Source organism: Herbinix hemicellulosilytica (genome assembly GCF_002904165.1).
Lineage (GTDB): Bacteria > Bacillota > Clostridia > Lachnospirales > Lachnospiraceae > Mobilitalea > Mobilitalea hemicellulosilytica.
The window spans coordinates 200,957-218,453 of the sequence record NZ_CVTD020000015.1 but is presented as its reverse complement, the minus strand read 5'-3'; the positions used below and the strand labels follow the sequence as shown (position 1 = coordinate 218,453).

The window sequence follows — 17,497 nt, the reverse complement described above, 5'->3', positions numbered from 1 at the left end:
TTTTATGATTGAAAAAATCAGATTTCAGTATACAGACGATATTACCGTAATAAATAAACAGCAGTTTGAAGCGCATATTAGGCTGTATGAAGGGTACGTGGATAAAATAAATGAGATTGACCGTATACTTACTAATAATCCCGAGAGGGATAAGGCAAATGCAACCTTCAGCTTCTATAGAGAATGCAAAAGAGGAGAAACTTATGCGTTAAACGGTGTGATTCTTCATGAATTATATTTTGAAAATATAGGCGGCAAAATGAAAATGCCGGACCAAATGACCATAGGGCAGCTTGAGATGTATTTTGGCAGTTTCAATAACTGGAAGAGTGATTTTATAGCCACCGCCAAAGCCAGCAGGGGATGGGCCGTTCTTTGCTATGACCAGAGAAGTTACAGGCTTAGAAATATCAGCCTTGATGCCCATGACCTTGGCAATATAGCCTATTCGGCACCGATACTGGTGCTTGATGTATATGAGCATGCTTATTTCCTTCAGTATGCGGACAATAAGACGGAGTACATAAATCGTTTCATGGATAACATCAACTGGGAAGTTGTTTGTGACAGGATGGGAATATACTAGTCATTAATATGGGTACCTCTTTTATTAACGTATTGGCTCTATAAATGTTAGACTAACAGCGAGGCAGCAGAAACTGTCTCAATAAAAAATATGTACCGACCTCCAAATGCCAGATTTTTGGTCTAACTTTTTGGGGTCGGTACATTGGATAAGGCATTTAAATTACGGCAAGAGTTTGATATTTTGTGGTGTATGTGCTTATAAATGTGATTAGGTAAGATTTTGAATTTACAGAAAGTTCATAATTTGTTTACAGTTTATTAACTGTACCTGACACCACTGAGGGGACACCGTCAAAAGCCTGTTCGCAGTAGATACACCGGTAAATTCCATTTTTCTTGTCTGTCAGTTTAAATGAGTGGGGGATTCCATGTTCTACGGATGTTATGCATCTTGGGTTTTTGCATTTTAAGATGTTTTCCACGTATTCGGGAAGCCTGGGATTCTTTTTTTCTATTATTTCTCCGTTTTCTATTATGTTGATTGTTATATTGGGATCTATTGCGCCCAGGATGTCCAAATCTATTTCGTCCAACATACCTTCTATTTTGATTATGTCTTTGCGGCCCATCTTATTGCTTCTGGCGTTTTTGATTATGGCCACACTGCAGTCCAAATGTTCCAGGTTCAGATAGTTGTAAATTTTCATTGCACCGCCGACTTTTATATGGTCAATAACAATTCCGCGTTTTATTACATCTATATTTAACATAAGGTCCTCCTTTCTTAATCCCTAAGTAGCATCATTATAAGTGCCATTCTTAAATATACTCCGAACTGGGCCTGCTTAAAGTAAACCGCCCTAGGGTCATTATCGACTTCTACCGCAATTTCATTCACCCGGGGAAGAGGATGCAGTACCAGCATGTCCTCCTTAGCCAGAGCCATTTTGTTGCTGTCAAGGATATAGGTGTCTTTTAATCTGATATAGTCTTCTTCATTAAAGAAGCGTTCCTTCTGTACCCTGGTCATATAGAGGATATCAAGATAAGGAATTGCTTTTTCGAGACTTCTTACTTCCTCATAAGGAATATTATTTGCATCCAGTATTTCGTCTTTTATATATGCAGGTACTTTTAATTCATCGGGAGATATTAGGATAAATCTGATGTTACTATATCTTGACAGGGCACTAATTAAGGAGTGAACGGTTCTGCCGAATTTCAGGTCGCCGCAAAAACCAACGGTCAGTCCTTCAAACCGCCCTTTTAACTGCTTTATGGTAAATAGATCTGTAAATGTTTGAGTGGGATGATTGTGACCGCCGTCACCGGCATTGATAACTGGAATGGATGAATGAAGTGATGCGACCAAGGGGGCGCCTTCTTTAGGATGACGAATTGCGCAGATGTCTGCGTAAGAGGAAACGACTCGAATTGTATCGGCGATGCTTTCGCCTTTTGCTGCGGAACTGCTATCAGCTGATGAAAAACCGATAACACTTCCGCCAAGGTTTAACATGGCGGCTTCAAAGCTTAGTCTTGTTCGGGTACTTGGCTCATAGAATAAAGTTGCCAGCCTTTTTCTATAACAAGCGTCGGAGTATTTCTTCGGATCTTTATAAATATCCTCAGAAAGCCTTAATAATTCATCCAACTCATCCAGAGTCAGATCGGTAGGACTTATGATATGCTTCATGAAAACCTCCATATTTTGTGGATTATTTTTTTATTCTAACGAAATATTCTAATATATAAACAATAAAATTTCAATTAATATCTGAAAAGCATTTATCAATTTATCTTATACATGGAATTATTAAATTTAATAAGTAAATCTGTGTAAAATTAAAAAAAGATGCTATATAAAATACACTTTTTGCTTTTAATGTGATATAATAACAGGATAATAGCATTTTTTGAGCCCTTGAGTAAGAATAAAATTGTAAATACATACCATATGGAAACAAAATGGATAATATATATGGTTGGATATAAAATTTATTTTGTGAGGGGTATTGAGTATGCTTCAAATTTCACGGACGGGGATTAGGAATCTGGCATCCAATGATTTGGTCTATGCCAGAGGATTGCAATATTACAAGGAAAATCGGGTTGTCAGTGCTTCTTATTCGAATTCATCAAAAACATATAGGCTGGAAGTACAGGGAAACTACAGATATTCTGTTACAATAGAAGAACAGGAAGATGGGTCTTTTGATTACACTTGTAATTGCCCTTCCAGACTAAAGGACCAGGGAGCCTGTAAACATGTGGTGGCTGCTTTACTGTTCATATTAACATATCAGGAAAGGACCCTGCTTTCTACGACTAAAAGTCCGGAAGAAAGGAAAATAATTCAGATACTTGATTATTTTGCTTCTCAGGAGGAAACTGCACTGGTTGGAGAAACTTTTTCTCTTGAGCCTACCGTTACTATTCCTCACATGATGAAAGGGGATGCGGCCAGGGCTTATGTATCATTTCATGGAGGCAGCAACCGGAAATACAAAATACAGACTATTAAGAAATTTCTGTCTGATATTTATAACAACGAAAACTTTACATTAGGGAAAGAATTTAAATATATAAGCGGGGAGAGTACTTTTGACAAATTCTCGCAAAATATTATCGATTATCTCCTGGAGATATACGAAATCCAGGAGGTGGTAAACAGTTCGCTTTTTTCAAAAGTATTTTCAAAATCCCATGTAATTATGACCAGGAATATGTTGCTTAAATTTCTTAATATTTTGGACGGCAACGATTTTACCCTGGAGCTTTACGGAAAAACATATCCGAATGTCCGCTATGTAAATGGCAATCCCAAGATTGCCTTCCAGCTTACGATGGACGATGAAGCAATCATTGTAGATTATAAGGGAAAAGAAGCTGTAATTCCCATAACCGATACCGGTGAACTTCTTTATTATGACGGTGTTATCTATAAACCGGACAAGAAGTTTATAAACAATTTTAAACCTTTTTATAATACCCTTGGCAGGGACAACGGGCCTTTGGTTTTCAAAGGTGAAAAGAAAAACCGCTTCCTTGAGCATGTACTTCCAAGGATAAGTGAGACTATGGAACTGGAAGTCCCGGAAGAGTTAAAAAATCGCTATATTTCCGAGGAGCTTGAAGCAAGTATTTATTTTGACAGACACAAATACGGCATAAAAGCCGAGCTTCGTTTCAGATATGGTGATTATGAGTTTAATTCCTTCGGCAATGCCAATTCGGGATCATATATTATTGTCCGCCAAAGGGAAAGTGAAGATGCAATAATTTCCGAGATTTTAAAGCTGGGTTTTGTACCTTATAAAAATTATTATCTGTTAAAAGATGAAGATTTGATATATGAATTTTTGGCCGGAAAAGTTAAGGATCTGGAGGGAATAGCCCATTTATATTATTCGGAGGACTTTAAAAAGCTGGGAATACGAACTCCGGGTAATTTCACTGCCAGTGTCCGGGTAGGAAGCGGTATAAATCTGTTGGAACTGGATTTCTCCTTTGATGACGTACCTAAGGATGAAATTAAAGATTTAATACACGCATATCGGGTAAAAAAGAAATATTACCGCTTAAAAAACGGAAGTTTTATTAACCTGGAAGAAGATAATATTGAGAAACTTTCAAAAATCCTGGCTTTTTTAAATGTAGGCAGCAAAGATATAGAAGATAATAAGGTATATCTGGCAAAATCCCATGCAGTATATCTGGAAAAGGTCTTTGACGAAAAAAGCCTGAAACTTAACAAAGACCGAAATTTTGCCCATCTTACCGAAAGGATATTAAACCCGTCAATAACCGATTATAAGGTTCCTGACGGGATTCAGGCACAACTTCGGCCTTATCAGATTACCGGATATAAGTGGCTAAGAACTCTGGCTGAACACGAACTTGGCGGAATTTTGGCCGACGATATGGGACTGGGCAAAACCCTGCAATCGATTGTATTTATGGCATCCGTAATATCGGAAAATGAAAATAAGGATTTAAAACCTCATTGCTTAATTGTTTGCCCGACTTCATTAACCTATAACTGGCTTGATGAATTTGAAAATTTTGCTCCTTTTATTAAAGCAGTTGTGGTTAACGGTAATCCCCAGGAAAGAAAAGAAATTATTGAAAATTATAAGAACTACGATGTGCTTATAACTTCGTATCCTTTGATCAGAAGGGATATAGCCTTGTATGAAAATATTGATTTCAACACTATTTTCATAGATGAAGCGCAGTTTATAAAAAATGATGCTTCCCTAAATGCAAAATCGGTAAAACGGTTAAAAGCAAGGCACAGATTTGCATTAACGGGCACTCCGATTGAAAACAGCTTGTCTGAGCTTTGGTCCATATTTGATTTTATTATGCCGGGCTATCTGCACAGCCATGCAAAGTTTGTTGAAACATATGAAAAACCGATACTAAGGGATGATAAAGAGGCACTGGAGGATTTGCATCAGCTAATAGCTCCCTTTATACTTCGCCGTATGAAAAAGGATGTGCTTACGGAACTGCCGGATAAGTACGAGTCAAAAGTTCTTACGGAACTTTCCGAGGAGCAGAAGAAGATATATGTATCATATCTTGAAAATATTCGCAGTGAGATTCGTAATGAGCTCAGTGAAGGGGGCCTGGAAAAAAGCCGGATGAAAATTCTTGCGGCTTTAACCAGACTAAGACAGATATGTTGCCATCCGGCTACATTTTTGGAAAATTACCAGGGCGGAAGCGGGAAACTCGATCTGCTTATGGAACTGATTACCGAGGCTATAGCCAACGACCACCGTATTCTGGTATTTTCCCAGTTTACTTCAATGCTGCGGATTATAGAAGAAGAATTGAAAGATATGAATATCCCGTATTTTTATCTGGAAGGCAGCACTCCTACCGAAGAAAGAAACGAAAGCGTCAAACGCTTTAATCAGGGTGAAGGCAGTGTGTTCTTAATTTCATTGAAGGCAGGAGGTACCGGACTTAACCTGGTCGGTGCGGATACGGTAATCCATTATGACCCCTGGTGGAATCCTGCGGTGGAAGAGCAGGCTACGGACCGGGTATACCGCATCGGACAGCAAAACAAGGTGCATGTACTTAAGCTTATTACCAAAGGGACAATAGAAGAGAAGATTTACAAGCTTCAAAGGAAGAAAAAAGAATTGTCGGATACAGTTATTACAAGCAAGGAAGTATTTATCAATACTTTGTCCAGAGAAGAACTGGAAGAGTTGTTCGGGCCTATGTAAATATAGCTGTAAAAGAGTTTGTGGCAGGCTTTTAAGAATGGTTTTATAAGACAGCCTCCGACAGTCCGATATTTAATCGGCTGCCCGGAGGCTGTTATATAATCATTTAAATCACAAAGGGCTGAAAATATTCTTAAATCTGTTATCTGCATTTATTATGAATTAAATTAAGGAAAAACTTAAGGCAGGAAAATACCTGATATAAATCAAACAGGTGGTCATAACGCAACTTTTACAGCTGCTTTTTTTAATACGGTGGCTATAACGGCTGCCATACCTATTTTTATCAAGTCAAAAGCCACAAAAGGAAGTACGCATACCGTAAGTGCATAAGATATTGCAGAGCCGGTTGAATATGAAAACCAAAGTGTGCCTATAAAATAGCATATGAATAAAGATATGACCATCCCCAGTACCGGAATGATTATGTATATTAGGGTTTTAATATTTTTTGACAATTTGAAAAATACAGATGTTACAAAAGCCATAATCGGATATGCCATAATAAAACCTCCAGTCATACCGGTAAGTATATGGGGGCCTCCGGCAAAGCCTGCAAAAACAGGAAGCCCGAAAGTACCAAGAAGCACATAAATTAATGCGGCCAGAAACGCATAGCGGGGTTCAAGCATGGCTCCGGTCAAATATATGGCTAAAAGGGACAGGCTGAAAGGGACAGGCTCTAAAGGAATAATAATTTGTGAAAGCACACATATTACGGCTGTAAACATTCCTGTTAATATAAGATTTTTGGTTGATATTCTTCTTAATTCTGTCATTTTGCCGCTCCTTTATTAATTGATTTATATTAACTATGCTTATTGTAATTTGACGATTAAATAAAAATACCTATAAACCAAAACACAACCAAAACATAAAACACAAAACCTACAAGATGTTAATTAATGTAAATTATTTATTATTATCCTGCATATCAATACGAATACTGACTTCTCCGGATGTTAAAGCTTCTTTTGTGGAATCGGGATACTCGACTATAAGCCTTGCCCTGTCATCAATATCTAATGCTATGGCTTTCAGGATTTTATCACCTTTAAGGACATTAATATTTTTTCCAAGAAGGAAGGACCGTTTTTTGTAGTCTTCCATATAAGATTTGTCGGTTAAGTTGTTAATAGTTTCTGCCAGATTGTTTAAAACATAGGCAGCTAGCATTGATGTGACAGGCTGATCCTTAGGTTTATCAGTAAATATAGAACCGGCCACTTCTTTTATGTCGTCGGGAAAATCTTTGGTACTTACATTTATACCGATTCCCACAACGGCATATTCCAGGCCGCCGTTTTCAACATTTAAGGATGCTTCCGTAAGAATTCCGCATACTTTTTTGCCGTCCATAAAAAGATCGTTAACCCATTTGATTTGAACTTCCCTGTGGGTAAGTTCTTCGATTGCTTTTGCCACTGCTACGGCGGCACCGGTTGTAATCAGAAGGGAATCTTCAAGGCTTAGTTTTGGCCTTAATATAAGTGACATATATATTCCCGTGGAGGCAGGAGAGTAGAAAGTACGGCCCATGCGGCCCCTTCCTTCCGTCTGGTGTGTGGCTATAATTACGGTACCTTCTTTGGCACCGTTTGCGGCCATTTCTTTTGCAATTGTGTTGGTGGAGGTTACTGTTTTTCTTACATCAAGGATAAATCCTGTTGCTTTTCCCTTAAGATAGGGGATTATGCTTTGGGCTGTCAGTATATCGTTGCAGGGTTTAAGACTATATCCGCGATTTGGGACGGCTTCAATTTCGTATCCTTCGTTTTGAAGTTCTTTTATCTGTTTCCAAATAGCGCTTCTGGTAACATAAAGCTTTCTTGCCATCCAGGCTCCGCTTATGCTTTTCCCTCTGTTTTCTTCCAATATTTTTAATATCTGCTCTTTTAATTCCATGGAACTTTCCTTCTTTTCCGTATTATATTTAGATAGCTTAAATATTTGGTTAGATAGTATAAATATTTAGATAGCATAAATATTTAGAATAATATAATTATTTAGATAGTTTAAATATTTGGTTAATTTAAATTGCTTGTTGTATAGTTTTATGTATTTAATTATTACCAAATAAGGCATAAGCTGAAAGATTAATCGGTTTAAAGGCTGTAGTTAACTGATATCAGTTGTTAAATTTAGGAATTAATAATTTATGAAATTATGAGATTAGTATATCAGAACTTTTCAATATGTCAACTGATTCAAAAATAAAAGTTGACAATTATTATTGGGGTAAATGTTTAATTATATCGGCTTAATTATGTTATAGCGAAAAATACAGGTGTCATATTAAAAGGTATCATTTAATACCGAGAAAAAATTGGCATTTGATTTAAATATATTATTTTGGTTAAGTTTGGTCGGCTAAGTCAAAGTTATGGATAAAATTAATTTGTCCTAGAATCCTTCTTATGTCATATTTTTAATATTAATTATATATCTTATGTTTGAACAGCGAGGTTTGGATATTTTGGGAAAGCAGAAGCAGAGACTGGCAAGAAAAAGCAGAAGAGAGAATAGCAAAGTAAACAGAAACATAATAATATTATGTAAATTAAATCTGCAAAATAGCAAAAAATAAACGTCAGACAAATAATTAATAAAGTCTGACGCTTATATGATACCTTTGTACTTATATGGTCTTATTCAAAATTTTTATTATAGAATTCCTCAATCAGGCGGTCCAAATAATCCGTATTTATATCTCCGAATTCCTTTATAAGCAAATCCTGAATGGTTTCGGCCTTTTTAATATAATCAAGTTCTTCAGAAGATTCGTCGCTTCCTATTGAATCTAAAAACTCTTTTGTAACCGTTTTTTGAAGCCATTCGTTGATTTTTTCGGTCAGTTGGTCTTCTTCCTTTGCCTCTTCTTTTAATCGTTTTGCTTTTATGCCTGAAGTGATACCTTCATAAATAAAGAATATGAAGAGAACGCCCATAATAAGGTTAGGGAAAAGACCGTTAAGAATATTAAGTACCTTTGCAAGATTCAAAATGACGAAAATAACTCCGGCAATACCTAACAAGAGGAATATATAAAAGGTTCCTATATAATCCTTGTATTTTTCAGACTTAAATACATATCTGCCAGATCCGGAAAGCAAACGCCTTAATGCAGCCTTATCCTCATCTTCAGCTTCGTTGTCTTCTTCAATTTCGGTTTCTTCGTCTTGACCGGCAGAGGCATCAGAAAGAGCGGTATTGTCTGAAGAAACGTTATTATTGGTTAGAGCAGAATCATCATCCATATCGGTGTTAATAGCCTGATTGCTAAGATCATTGCCGGTATAATTTGAATCTTCGGAATAATCGGTATCATCGGAAATACCTGTTTCATCCGGGTCTTCATTATCGTTTTCGGCAGCCGCAGCTATATTTTCGTCAACATCAGAAAGGTTTTTATAATCATTTATGTCGAAATCATTTTCATCCGCCAAAGGGGCTTTATCAAAGGAAGTTTTAGCAAGCATATTGGATTCGTCATAATTTTTTAAGAAATCCTTGTTCTTTTCTTCCTGTTCTACACGATCCCGTTCTTTAAAGTAAAATTCCTGGTAATATTTTTTGGCCTCATTTACTTTATCTTCCGGAACCGACAGGATATAAGCATCCAGTGTTTCGTCATAATGGATTTTTGATTCTAAACCGCACTGTTCAAAATAATCGGCCAGTTTTTCTGTTATAATTCTTCTTTCTCCTTGAAAAAACGGGATGAATTTTTGCATATTTTTCAACTCCATTTCTGATTTAAATATAACCCCTTGCTTACAACTGGTCCGGTCAAATAGAGTTGCTGTAGGATATCAGGTAAATTATTCTGCTATAAATCTGTGATAGGATTTCTTGCCTTTTCTTATCAGGATGGCTCCGTCTTCGAAATCTTTATCTGTAAGTACCAGATCAAAGTTTTCAACTTTTTTATTGTTTACGGTTACACCGCCTTGTTGAATAGTACGGCGGGCATCTGAACGGGAACTAGCCAGTTTTGCATCACACATCATGGTAATTATATCGATTCCTTCTGCAAATCTGGATGCAGGATAAGAGGTGGTAGGAATATCTTCGGCTTTTGCTCCAGCACCGAATAAGGCTTTGGATGCTTCCCTGGCTTTTATGGCTTCTTCCTCACCATGGACAATCTTAGTAATTTCATAAGCAAGAACTTCTTTTGCCTGGTTAATTTCAGCTCCCTGAAGGGATCCCAGTCTTCTTACTTCGTCCATAGGAAGGAAGGTTAAAAGAGCCAGACATTCTTCGACCTTTACATCTTCGATATTTCTCCAATACTGGTAGAATTCATAAGGAGTAGTTTTATTAGGATCCAACCATACGGCACCCTTCATGGTCTTACCCATCTTTACGCCGTCGCTGGTGGTAAGAAGCTTAAGGGTAAGGCCGTATGCGGGCTTTTGTTCTTTACGTCTGATTAATTCCACACCGCCTATGATATTGGACCACTGGTCATTTCCGCCCATCTGCAGCTTGCAATCATATAACTTATGCAGTTTCCAGAAGTCATAGGACTGCATTAACATATAGTTAAACTCAAAGAATGTTAAACCTCTTTCCATTCTTTGCTTGTAGCATTCTGCGGTAAGCATTTTATTAACTGAGAAGTGAATTCCGATTTCCCTTAAAAACTCTACATAATTAAGGTCTAAAAGCCAGTCGGCATTGTTGGCAAGAATTGCTTTACCGTCGGAAAAATCGATGAACTTTGAAAGCTGTTCTTTAAATCTGGAAGCATTATATTCTATGGTTTCCCTGTCCATTAAGCTCCGCATATCGGATTTTCCTGTAGGGTCCCCGATCATAGTGGTACCGCCGCCAAGTAAGGCAATTGGCCTGTGGCCTGCCCTTTGCATATGCATCATGGCCATTATGGTAAGGAAATGACCGGCGGTTAAGCTGTCTGCAGTTGCATCAAAACCTATATAAAAGGTAACGGATTCCTTACCTAATAATTCTCGGACTTCATCTTCATGGGTACATTGCTCTATAAACCCCCGTTCCTTTAATATGTCATAAACATTAGTTGACATTGGTATTCCTCCTTGTAATTGTCTTTAAGTTAACTAAGGAAATTATAAATGAAAATACTATATTTTTCAATGAGTTTTAAACAGTTGTTGTAATTCGAAGCAGTATAACACTGATATAAATAAGTTGAAGGTATCTTATTTTAAATATCATATAAGTAAAGAAGGGTATTTAAATTAAACGGCATAAATATTGAAAAAGTATACAGCTTTTCATGTTCTTATGATGAGAGTAAGTAAAAAAAAAATTCCTGATCTGATAAAACATGACATTTGTAATACCCAAATTATGCATATGTCACTTTATATTAAGGGCTATAAAGGTTATTATTAAATTAAATATTTTGATTGTAACTTTTTGTGATATCTGATTTTTCAGCTGATTGTGATGATTAAATTTTGGGGAGGTAAATTATGTCATATGTTGCAGTGGAAAATTTGGTAAAAAAATACGGAGACATTACGGCTGTGGATCATTTGAGCTTTACGGTATCAAAAGGTGAAATATTCGGCCTTCTTGGCCCAAACGGAGCCGGTAAATCCACAACTTTAAATATCATAACAACTTTAACTGATTTCGATAAAGGAAAGGTTACTGTTGACGGGTTGGATATCAGGGAGCATAAAGCGGAAATAAAACGCCTTATCGGAATGGTGCCGCAGGATATAGCAATTTATGATCATCTAAATGCCCTTGAAAATGTGAAATTCTTTGCTTCCCTTTACGGATACGGTAAAAGCGATCTTACAAGGAATGCCATGGAAGCTCTGGAATTTGTAGGTTTATCTGACAAAATAAAAGTAAAGCCAAAGCAAATGTCAGGGGGAATGAGAAGAAGGCTAAATATTGCCTGCGGAATAGCCCATAAACCGAAGCTGATAGTGCTTGATGAGCCTACCGTTGGAGTTGATGCCCAGTCCAGAGAACATATTTTAAATTCCATAAGGCTTTTGCGGGACCGGGGAGCCACCGTAATTTACACTTCCCATTATATGCAGGAGGTTGAGCAAATCTGTGACAGCATTGCCATTATTGATAAAGGACAGCTGATTGCCTGCGGAACGGAAACGGAACTGGTTTCCATGGTGACAGATGTTCAGACGGTTTTCATAAAAACCAAAATTCCTATAAATTTTGAAAAGGAAACCTTCGAAAAGAAAATAAAACTGATGCCGGGAGTAAAAGGGATTTCTGAAGAAGATTCGGTTATAAAACTTGACATATCAGTCGAACAGAATAATATAGGCCATATAATCCAGGAATTTATAAATTTTGGCCTTCCCATTATAAGCATAAAATCGGAACTTCCAAGCCTTGATACCCTGTTTTTGACCTTAACGGGACGGGAGCTTCGTTAGGAAAAACATAAAAATTATTATTGCTAAAGGATATAAGTTGTTCCATGTCGGGAGGAATGTTAATGATTCAGATTATTATAAAAGAAACTAAGGAGTTTCTCAGGGATAAAAGCAATATTTTCTTCTTTTTTATCTTTCCCGTTATGTTGGTTTTTCTTCTTGGCAATCTTCTTGCCAATTTGGATAAGGCGGAGGAAGTTATTGGAGAAGTTAGAATTCATTACGGGATTGAGGGAATATCCGATATAGATTTTGTGACAGTGAAGGAATTTATTAAAGGCCTAGAGGATAGAAAGAATTTCTTTTTTAATGAAACGGATGATATTGCTTCATCAATAGATTTGGCAACAGATGGCGGCATAGATGCGGTTGTTTTGTTTAAGAATGACCCTATGGAAATACAGATTTACGAAGGGACAAACAGAATAAAAAACAGGACTGTTAACAGTATAATGAACGGATTTACCCAGCTTAATAAAGCGGTTGATATTATTATAAAAAACAATAAGCAAGCTTTAATAGACCAGCCGAATTATGAGTCGGATTATATTATGCATAAGGATCTTGGCATAAAGAGGACCATGCTTGATTATTATGCAATTACCATGATGACAATGATGTGTTTTATGAGTATTATGATTGGAGCCATATGCTTTATGGGTGAGCGTCAGGAAAAGACCATTATTCGTTTAAGAATTGCCCCCATAAGCCGGGTTAAACTGTTTTTCGGAAAAATTTTAGGTTTGCTTCCTCAGACCTTGTTGCAGATATTAATTCTTATGGTGTTTAGCTCCTTATTGTTTGGTGCCCATTATGCTTTATATCTTTTTGATAACATACACCTGTTTTTTATGTTTACAGTAATTAGTTTCACAATGATATCACTTGGTGCCGTTTATGGTTTATATATTGATGTCAATCCCATGGCGGGTATTTTACCTGTATTATGGTTAATGATGTTTTTTTCCGGGACCTATTCCAAAGAAATTGTAATTGAGGGGCTTTCAAAATATCTTCCCATATATCAGGTTCAGGAGGCTGCTTTTGATCTTACGATATTCGGCAGGCATCAAAAAGCAAATACGGTAATTATAGTTTGCCTGATTATTTCGTTGGCTGCCCTGGTTTTCGGAGCGATGGGCTTTTTAAGGAAGGAGGAAAAATGAAAAACATCTGGCTGATTATTAAATCCGATATAAAAAGAAACCATATGGCAGTTATGCTATCGGTATTTGGAGGGTTGGTTCTTTGCCTTTTTATGTATTTTATAGGGAATTTTGCAGCAGGTTCGGCTTTATCCAAAATTAAAATCGGGCTTATTGATTATGACAAGAGTATTCTCTCTGAAAATTTCAAGTTTTATCTTACCCGGGAATTAAACTATGAACTTATAGAAAACGATAACTTTGAGCATCTATCCAAATTATTGATAGACAAGGATATTTCGGTTATAATTGAAATACCTAAGAGTTTTTATGAAAAGTTTGTCGGTGGAGAAGTTGAAAAATTAATAATTACATCCACCGATGATTTTGAAAATGCAGCCTTTACCGAGGCTTATATGAACAGTTATCTTTCATCTGTTCATATGTTGTCCAAAAGTTCGGAAGGCGATGAGGAAATATTTGTTCGGTATTTGTCAGAATATGATAAATTAAATATTCCTGTTTATAAAGAAGAAATATTGTCAGGAGATTCAAATAAGTACATGGAAAGGGAAGGATTTCGCTATAGCATTGGATTTTACCTGATGATAGCATTTTCCCTGGCTATGGTGGTATCTTTCATCATTGCGGATGACAGAAAAAAAGGAATATATAACAGGATTGCCATAACTCCGGTAAAAGCCGTACATTATATCACAGGAAACAGTATATTCGGTTTCTTTTTGCTGCTTATAGAATCTTTTATTTTCTGCGGATTTTTGGCTGTTTTGGATGCAGATATCGGAATCCCCCTTTACCAAATATTTTTGCTTATGACTTTGTTTTCTTTCTTTGTAACCTGTTTTGTCATAGACGCATCCATTATGATTAAATCAAAAAGCGGTCTTACTATGCTTATTATGGGATTTAACAATGTAGGTGCGATACTCGGAGGGGCGTATTTTACCCTGGAACTGGCCCCGAAGAATTTACAGAATATCGCAAGGATTTTGCCGCAGTTTTGGATTACCGATGCCATAAATAAACTGCTTGATAACCCGGCGGCTGATATTAGTTATAATGTTATAATTTTATTACTCTTTACTTTACTTACATTTTTAATCGGGGCGGTCTTATTTTCACAAAATTATAAAAGAGGTTAGGCTGTTTATGTTGGATTTACCGGTCCTGTATCTTATTGCTAAAACGGCAGCAGTGACTGCTTCATATCTGGCTGAAAGCCGTGCCAAGACGGATGTAGTGGCATCTATTATATCTGTCCTTAGCTTTTGTTGCATTTTTGTTTTTGAGCTTTTGTTAGAACGGCTGTTTAAAAGGCAAACCTTAATTTATATATCGGTAATTTTTTCTTTAATCGCATGTTTTTTAATCGGAATTGAGTTTTTGATGCCTCTTGCGACAGTTTTGCTTATGCATCTTATTGACCTGACCGTATCCGGGAAAATGTATTACCGGGTCCTTGCGGTTGTTATCTGCTTGTTATTGCTGATTTATCCGCCCGGAATGGATGGTATTATTTTGACAGCATTATTGATTTTGACGGTTATCCTGGTAAGGGCAGTTCTTAAGAAACTAAATGAGTACATACATAAAAATGAAATGCTTAAGGAAGAGATAATGAGGTTGGAAAATAAAATATCGGACCTGAAAAATATGATGAAAAATATAAAGACGGCTGTTTCTTTGGAAGAGAGAAACAGGATAGCGGCAAGGATTCATGATGAAATCGGTCACGGAATATCTGGGAGCATCATACTATTGGAAGCTGCCATGCTGCAAATGAAAAACGGTCAGGATAAGGCATTGGGCAGTATCGAAAAGGCCGTAAAAAATCTTCGGGAGAGTGTTGATGAAATTCGGACAGCCCTTAAAGAAGAAAGAACGGACCGGTATCTTATCGATATACATGATATCAGTGCAATTCTTGATGATTTCAAGGTAAAATATAATATTTCAACCCGGCTTATGACATCGGGAGATTTATCGAATATAGGACCTCAAATATGGGTATGCATTCATGATAATTTAAAGGAATGTCTGACAAATGTACTGAAGCACTCAAATGCCACCGAGTTTGTCCTAAACATTCAGGTTTTTAATAAGATCATAAAAGTTGAATACAAAGACAACGGCAAAACAGGAAAAAGTTTTGAAAAACATTTGGGGTTGGAAGCCATTGAAGAGCGGACGGCCAATGCAAAAGGAAGATGTTTTATAACAAAGGACGAAAACGGGTTTTGCGTTACGAACATTTTTTATTATTGATATAATCAAAATATGGTTGACCTTTAGGAATATTTTATTTATGACGCTTAATTTTAGCTGTTAGCAATATACTCGGTTAGTTTACATAAAATGTTTAAATATAAATTAAAAACGTTTAGTATGGCTGATTTAATTTTAGAACAAATAAATTTCGTTAATTAATTGAATGGGGAGATAGGTTTGATACGGGTGCTTCTTGCGGATGACGATGCTATTGTAAGAGAAGGATTAAAAATGATTCTTGAAACACAGGCTGATATGGAATGTGTAGGGGCGGCCAAAGACGGCCGGGAAGCGGTCGAACTTGCAAAGGAACTAAAACCGGATGTGGTACTTTTGGATATAAGAATGCCTGTAAAGGATGGAATTAAGGCAGGAAAAGAAATTATGGATATGGGACTGTCAAATCCTTTGCTTCTTACAACCTTTGACGAGCCGGAACTGATTTTAAAAGCCCTGCAGGCGGGAATTAACGGCTATATTTTAAAAAACAGTCCGGCTGACCGGATTCTTTCCGCCATAAGAGTAATAAACTCCGGCGGCACCGTATTCCAAAAAGATATACTTGAATTTATAAGAAGCAGGATTTCGGTAAGTAAGCCTGAAAAAAATATGTTTGAGATGCTTCTGTCGCCCAGAGAGCTGGAAATAGCCGGCCTGATAGCCGAAGGTTTATCCAATAAGGAGATAGGAGAGAAACTGTTTTTGTCAAACGGAACGGTTAGAAATCATATCAGCGCAATTTTGGAAAAAACGGGGCTGGAACACAGGACTCAGATTGCCGTTTATTATCTTAAAAATTTCTAAAGACTTATATTTTCCGAAGCTTAGTAAAGTGCTTTCGGAAAATTTTTGTTTTAAACGAATTATTGGCTAAGGTCCTAATTAGATTGAACTAAAAAATGATGCTTTTAAGATAATCCGATTATGTTTAAACCCATGATGTAATCTATCGTTAGGAGGAATATGTTAAACATTTATTAAATATAATGAATAAGAAGCTGGCATGACCTTAATTTAGGCTAAGGGGGTATGGTTATGGAAGTCGGTTATGAGGATAAAATGTATCGGCAGATTGAAAAAAGTTTATCAGATAATATTAATGAAAAACTGTTTGTGCCGATTGAAATGATAGATAAATCCGATTTTTCGGGACGCAGTAAAAATACGAATACATCAGGGTACAAAAGTGAAACATACAGAAACAGATTTAAATATGAAGATACGGCATATAAGAAAGAGTCATTCGACGAGAATCGCGAAAACAAGATGTATGGTGCAAATGAAGATTGGAGAGAAAATTATGAGAATACCAAAAAGCAGGAAGATTTCATACCGAGCCAGGATGATAATCCGGTAATGTCAAGAGCCGAATACATTCGTCTTGCAAGAGAAGCCTGCCTTAGGCAACTGTATGCTATGGAAACTCCCGTAAGCAGTGATAGTTATATTGATGAGGAGATTCATAATTCATTCTTTGGCAAAAAGAAAAAAGACAAGGTAGCAAAACTGTTTCAGGATGGAAATGAAGAAGTAAATATACAGGAAGAAATTGCTTCTTATAAGTCTTTGATTATACGTACGATATGTGCTGTGGTTATTTTCATGGCTATATTTATAATAGATAAAGTTAAACTTAATTGGGGAAATTTTTCGTATGAAACTATAAAGCATTATGTAACAGGGTATAACCAGTTGGCAGAAATTGAGGAAAAGATAGTATCTTGGTTTAAGTAACCGGATATGCTTCATTGTAATTTTAAAATCAATCAGGTATAATATTCACGATAAACAGATTTAATTATAAGTCTGTCTATCGTGATATTTATTTTAAAATATGATACAATTGATTTTTGCGGTTTATTGCTTTATTTGCTATAATTGC

Annotated in this window: 14 protein-coding genes; 8 read left to right on the top strand and 6 right to left on the bottom strand. The window is 36.5% G+C overall.

Features of this window, described 5'->3' with window-relative positions:
* Positions 1-4 precede the first annotated feature (4 nt).
* Complete coding sequence (locus HHT355_RS06055) at positions 5-586, top strand: superoxide dismutase (RefSeq protein WP_103202535.1); 582 nt, start codon at positions 5-7, stop codon at positions 584-586.
* 250 nt (positions 587-836) lie between these two features.
* On the opposite strand, the gene HHT355_RS06050 is transcribed toward HHT355_RS06055, so the two are convergent.
* Together HHT355_RS06050 and pyrB are read right to left on the bottom strand one after the other, a co-directional pair.
* On the bottom strand, positions 837-1,298 hold the full coding sequence (locus HHT355_RS06050) for an aspartate carbamoyltransferase regulatory subunit (protein WP_103202534.1): 462 nt from the start codon (positions 1,296-1,298) through the stop codon (positions 837-839).
* A gap of 14 nt (positions 1,299-1,312) precedes the next feature.
* Positions 1,313-2,224, bottom strand: a complete 912-nt coding sequence (pyrB, locus tag HHT355_RS06045) for an aspartate carbamoyltransferase (RefSeq protein ID WP_103202533.1) — start codon at positions 2,222-2,224, stop codon at positions 1,313-1,315.
* Between the two features lie 325 nt (positions 2,225-2,549).
* On the opposite strand from pyrB, the gene HHT355_RS06040 reads away from it, so the two are divergent.
* A complete protein-coding gene (locus HHT355_RS06040; RefSeq protein ID WP_103202532.1) occupies positions 2,550-5,774 on the top strand; it encodes a DEAD/DEAH box helicase in 3,225 nt (1,074 codons plus the stop codon).
* 218 nt (positions 5,775-5,992) lie between these two features.
* On the opposite strand, the gene HHT355_RS06035 is transcribed toward HHT355_RS06040, so the two are convergent.
* The 4 genes from HHT355_RS06035 to tyrS all read right to left on the bottom strand — a co-directional run bounded on the left by HHT355_RS06035 (position 5,993) and on the right by tyrS (position 10,825).
* Entirely contained in the window at positions 5,993-6,553 is a 561-nt protein-coding gene (locus HHT355_RS06035; RefSeq protein ID WP_103202531.1) for a biotin transporter BioY, read from the bottom strand.
* Between the two features lie 133 nt (positions 6,554-6,686).
* Positions 6,687-7,679 (bottom strand): biotin--[acetyl-CoA-carboxylase] ligase, encoded by a 993-nt coding sequence (locus HHT355_RS06030; RefSeq protein WP_103202530.1) that lies wholly within the window; start codon positions 7,677-7,679, stop codon positions 6,687-6,689.
* Between the two features lie 743 nt (positions 7,680-8,422).
* A complete protein-coding gene (locus HHT355_RS06025) occupies positions 8,423-9,508 on the bottom strand; it encodes a hypothetical protein (protein ID WP_103202529.1) in 1,086 nt (361 codons plus the stop codon).
* A gap of 87 nt (positions 9,509-9,595) precedes the next feature.
* On the bottom strand, positions 9,596-10,825 hold the full coding sequence (gene tyrS, locus HHT355_RS06020) for a tyrosine--tRNA ligase (protein WP_103202528.1): 1,230 nt from the start codon (positions 10,823-10,825) through the stop codon (positions 9,596-9,598).
* Between the two features lie 411 nt (positions 10,826-11,236).
* Here tyrS and HHT355_RS06015 point away from each other — a divergent pair, with 411 nt between their 5' ends.
* From HHT355_RS06015 to HHT355_RS05990, 6 genes are all read left to right on the top strand, one after another.
* Positions 11,237-12,181 (top strand): ABC transporter ATP-binding protein, encoded by a 945-nt coding sequence (locus HHT355_RS06015; protein ID WP_103202527.1) that lies wholly within the window; start codon positions 11,237-11,239, stop codon positions 12,179-12,181.
* Between the two features lie 62 nt (positions 12,182-12,243).
* Positions 12,244-13,347, top strand: a complete 1,104-nt coding sequence (locus HHT355_RS06010; RefSeq protein WP_158245902.1) for an ABC transporter permease — start codon at positions 12,244-12,246, stop codon at positions 13,345-13,347.
* Positions 13,344-14,489 carry an ABC transporter permease gene (locus HHT355_RS06005; RefSeq protein WP_103202525.1) on the top strand — a complete coding sequence of 382 codons (1,146 nt, stop codon included), beginning with the start codon at positions 13,344-13,346 and terminating at the stop codon, positions 14,487-14,489. Before HHT355_RS06010 ends, HHT355_RS06005 begins: the two co-directional genes overlap by 4 nt.
* A 7-nt stretch (positions 14,490-14,496) precedes the next feature.
* Positions 14,497-15,612, top strand: a complete 1,116-nt coding sequence (locus HHT355_RS06000) for a sensor histidine kinase (protein WP_103202524.1) — start codon at positions 14,497-14,499, stop codon at positions 15,610-15,612.
* 189 nt (positions 15,613-15,801) lie between these two features.
* Positions 15,802-16,419, top strand: a complete 618-nt coding sequence (locus HHT355_RS05995; RefSeq protein ID WP_242967602.1) for a response regulator transcription factor — start codon at positions 15,802-15,804, stop codon at positions 16,417-16,419.
* Between the two features lie 231 nt (positions 16,420-16,650).
* Positions 16,651-17,349 carry a hypothetical protein gene (locus HHT355_RS05990; protein ID WP_103202522.1) on the top strand — a complete coding sequence of 233 codons (699 nt, stop codon included), beginning with the start codon at positions 16,651-16,653 and terminating at the stop codon, positions 17,347-17,349.
* The last annotated feature ends 148 nt before the right edge of the window (positions 17,350-17,497 follow it).

Excerpts from the sequence above, each read along its gene's own strand:
- HHT355_RS06055 (WP_103202535.1), top strand. The coding sequence starts at position 5 with ATGATTGAAAAAATCAGATTTCAGTATACAGACGATATTACCGTAATA.
- HHT355_RS06050 (WP_103202534.1), bottom strand. The coding sequence starts at position 1,298 with ATGTTAAATATAGATGTAATAAAACGCGGAATTGTTATTGACCATATA.
- pyrB (WP_103202533.1), bottom strand. The coding sequence starts at position 2,224 with ATGAAGCATATCATAAGTCCTACCGATCTGACTCTGGATGAGTTGGAT.
- HHT355_RS06040 (WP_103202532.1), top strand. The coding sequence starts at position 2,550 with ATGCTTCAAATTTCACGGACGGGGATTAGGAATCTGGCATCCAATGAT.
- HHT355_RS06035 (WP_103202531.1), bottom strand. The coding sequence starts at position 6,553 with ATGACAGAATTAAGAAGAATATCAACCAAAAATCTTATATTAACAGGA.
- HHT355_RS06030 (WP_103202530.1), bottom strand. The coding sequence starts at position 7,679 with ATGGAATTAAAAGAGCAGATATTAAAAATATTGGAAGAAAACAGAGGG.
- HHT355_RS06025 (WP_103202529.1), bottom strand. The coding sequence starts at position 9,508 with ATGCAAAAATTCATCCCGTTTTTTCAAGGAGAAAGAAGAATTATAACA.
- tyrS (WP_103202528.1), bottom strand. The coding sequence starts at position 10,825 with ATGTCAACTAATGTTTATGACATATTAAAGGAACGGGGGTTTATAGAG.
- HHT355_RS06015 (WP_103202527.1), top strand. The coding sequence starts at position 11,237 with ATGTCATATGTTGCAGTGGAAAATTTGGTAAAAAAATACGGAGACATT.
- HHT355_RS06010 (WP_158245902.1), top strand. The coding sequence starts at position 12,244 with ATGATTCAGATTATTATAAAAGAAACTAAGGAGTTTCTCAGGGATAAA.
- HHT355_RS06005 (WP_103202525.1), top strand. The coding sequence starts at position 13,344 with ATGAAAAACATCTGGCTGATTATTAAATCCGATATAAAAAGAAACCAT.
- HHT355_RS06000 (WP_103202524.1), top strand. The coding sequence starts at position 14,497 with ATGTTGGATTTACCGGTCCTGTATCTTATTGCTAAAACGGCAGCAGTG.
- HHT355_RS05990 (WP_103202522.1), top strand. The coding sequence starts at position 16,651 with ATGGAAGTCGGTTATGAGGATAAAATGTATCGGCAGATTGAAAAAAGT.